The sequence below is a fragment of the Streptomyces sp. NPDC090077 genome (assembly GCF_044747545.1).
Taxonomy (GTDB): domain Bacteria; phylum Actinomycetota; class Actinomycetes; order Streptomycetales; family Streptomycetaceae; genus Streptomyces.
Genome location: NZ_JBIVEG010000065.1, coordinates 1 through 3,258, shown reverse-complemented (window position 1 = coordinate 3,258; position 3,258 = coordinate 1). Strand labels below are relative to the sequence as shown.

1 rRNA gene is annotated in these 3,258 nt (G+C 56.5%); it reads left to right on the top strand.

Annotated features, from left to right (window positions below):
* Positions 1-107 precede the first annotated feature (107 nt).
* A 23S ribosomal RNA gene (locus ACIPW5_RS39760) occupies positions 108-3,226 on the top strand.
* Positions 3,227-3,258: the final 32 nt, after the last annotated feature.

The following is a 3,258-nucleotide window of genomic DNA, read 5'->3' as shown; positions in this document are numbered from 1 at the left end:
TTGGTCAGTCTTCAGTGCCGGCCCCAGTGAACTTGTTCCTTTCGAGGTGCAGGGTGATGGGTGGCTGGTCGTTATTTGAGAACTACACAGTGGACGCGAGCATCTGTGGCCAAGTTTTTAAGGGCGCACGGTGGATGCCTTGGCACCAGGAACCGATGAAGGACGTGAGAGGCCGCGATAGGCCCCGGGGAGCTGCCAACTGAGCTTTGATCCGGGGGTGTCCGAATGGGGAAACCCGGCAGTCGTCATGGGCTGTCACCCACTGCTGAACACATAGGCAGTGTGGAGGGAACGAGGGGAAGTGAAACATCTCAGTACCCTCAGGAAGAGAAAACAACCGTGATTCCGGGAGTAGTGGCGAGCGAAACCGGATGAGGCCAAACCGTATGCGTGTGATACCCGGCAGGGGTTGCGCATGCGGGGTTGTGGGAATGAGCTTTCACAGTCTGCCGGCTGTGAGGCGAGTCAGAAACCGTATGGATAGGCGAAGGACATGCGAAAGGTCCGGCGTAGAGGGTAAGACCCCCGTAGCTGAAATCTGTACGGCTTGCTTGCTCATCTCCCAAGTAGCACGGGGCCCGAGAAATCCCGTGTGAATCTGGCGGGACCACCCGCTAAGCCTAAATATTCCCTGGTGACCGATAGCGGATAGTACCGTGAGGGAATGGTGAAAAGTACCGCGGGAGCGGAGTGAAATAGTACCTGAAACCGTGTGCCTACAAGCCGTGGGAGCGTCGGATACAGCTTGCTGTATCTCGTGACTGCGTGCCTTTTGAAGAATGAGCCTGCGAGTTAGCGGTGTGTAGCGAGGTTAACCCGTGTGGGGAAGCCGTAGCGAAAGCGAGTCCGAATAGGGCGATTGAGTTGCACGCTCTAGACCCGAAGCGGAGTGATCTAGCCATGGGCAGGTTGAAGCGGAGGTAAGACTTCGTGGAGGACCGAACCCACCAGGGTTGAAAACCTGGGGGATGACCTGTGGTTAGGGGTGAAAGGCCAATCAAACTCCGTGATAGCTGGTTCTCCCCGAAATGCATTTAGGTGCAGCGTCGTGTGTTTCTTGCCGGAGGTAGAGCACTGGATAGGCGATGGGCCCTACCGGGTTACTGACCTTAGCCAAACTCCGAATGCCGGTAAGTGAGAGCACGGCAGTGAGACTGTGGGGGATAAGCTCCATGGTCGAGAGGGAAACAGCCCAGAGCATCGACTAAGGCCCCTAAGCGTACGCTAAGTGGGAAAGGATGTGGAGTCGCAGAGACAACCAGGAGGTTGGCTTAGAAGCAGCCACCCTTGAAAGAGTGCGTAATAGCTCACTGGTCAAGTGATTCCGCGCCGACAATGTAGCGGGGCTCAAGCGTACCGCCGAAGTCGTGTCATTGCAGCAATAGGGCCAACGCCCGCTGTGATGGGTAGGGGAGCGTCGTGTGCCGGGTGAAGCAGCAGCGGAAGCTAGTTGTGGACGGTTCACGAGTGAGAATGCAGGCATGAGTAGCGATACACACGTGAGAAACGTGTGCGCCGATTGACTAAGGGTTCCTGGGTCAAGCTGATCTGCCCAGGGTAAGTCGGGACCTAAGGCGAGGCCGACAGGCGTAGTCGATGGACAACCGGTTGATATTCCGGTACCCGCTTTGAAACGCCCAATATCGAATCCATTAATGCTAAGCCCGTGAAGCCGTTCCGGACCCTTCGGGGAAAGGAAAGTGGTGGAGCCGGCGACCCAAGGTGGTAGTAGGTAAGCGATGGGGTGACGCAGGAAGGTAGTCCAGCCCGGGCGGTGGTTGTCCCGGGGTAAGGGTGTAGGCCGTGTGGTAGGCAAATCCGTCACACATTAAGGCTGAGACCTGATGCCGAGCCGATTGTGGTGAAGTGGATGATCCTATGCTGTCGAGAAAAGCCTCTAGCGAGTTTCATGGCGGCCCGTACCCTAAACCGACTCAGGTGGTCAGGTAGAGAATACCGAGGCGTTCGGGTGAACTATGGTTAAGGAACTCGGCAAAATGCCCCCGTAACTTCGGGAGAAGGGGGGCCATTCCTGGTGATGAGACTTGCTCTCTGAGCTGGGGGTGGCCGCAGAGACCAGCGAGAAGCGACTGTTTACTAAAAACACAGGTCCGTGCGAAGCCGTAAGGCGATGTATACGGACTGACGCCTGCCCGGTGCTGGAACGTTAAGGGGACCGGTTAGTGACCTTTCGGGGTTGCGAAGCTGAGAACTTAAGCGCCAGTAAACGGCGGTGGTAACTATAACCATCCTAAGGTAGCGAAATTCCTTGTCGGGTAAGTTCCGACCTGCACGAATGGCGTAACGACTTCTCGACTGTCTCAACCATAGGCCCGGTGAAATTGCACTACGAGTAAAGATGCTCGTTTCGCGCAGCAGGACGGAAAGACCCCGGGACCTTTACTACAGTTTGATATTGGTGTTCGGTTCGGCTTGTGTAGGATAGGTGGGAGACTTTGAAGCAGCCACGCCAGTGGTTGTGGAGTCGCCGTTGAAATACCACTCTGGTCGTGCTGGATGTCTAACCTCGGTCCGTGATCCGGATCAGGGACAGTGTCTGATGGGTAGTTTAACTGGGGCGGTTGCCTCCCAAAGGGTAACGGAGGCGCCCAAAGGTTCCCTCAGCCTGGTTGGCAATCAGGTGTTGAGTGTAAGTGCACAAGGGAGCTTGACTGTGAGACCGACGGGTCGAGCAGGGACGAAAGTCGGGACTAGTGATCCGGCGGTGGCTTGTGGAAGCGCCGTCGCTCAACGGATAAAAGGTACCCCGGGGATAACAGGCTGATCTTCCCCAAGAGTCCATATCGACGGGATGGTTTGGCACCTCGATGTCGGCTCGTCGCATCCTGGGGCTGGAGTCGGTCCCAAGGGTTGGGCTGTTCGCCCATTAAAGCGGTACGCGAGCTGGGTTTAGAACGTCGTGAGACAGTTCGGTCCCTATCCGCTGTGCGCGTAGGAATATTGAGAAGGGCTGTCCCTAGTACGAGAGGACCGGGACGGACGAACCTCTGGTGTGCCAGTTGTCCTGCCAAGGGCATGGCTGGTTGGCTACGTTCGGGAGGGATAACCGCTGAAAGCATCTAAGCGGGAAGCCTGCTTCAAGATGAGTATTCCCACCTCCTTGAGAGGGTAAGGCTCCCAGTAGACGACTGGGTTGATAGGCCAGATGTGGAAGCCCGGTAACGGGTGGAGCTGACTGGTACTAATAGGCCGAGGGCTTGTCCTCAGTTGCTCGCGTCCACTGTGTTAGTTCTGAAG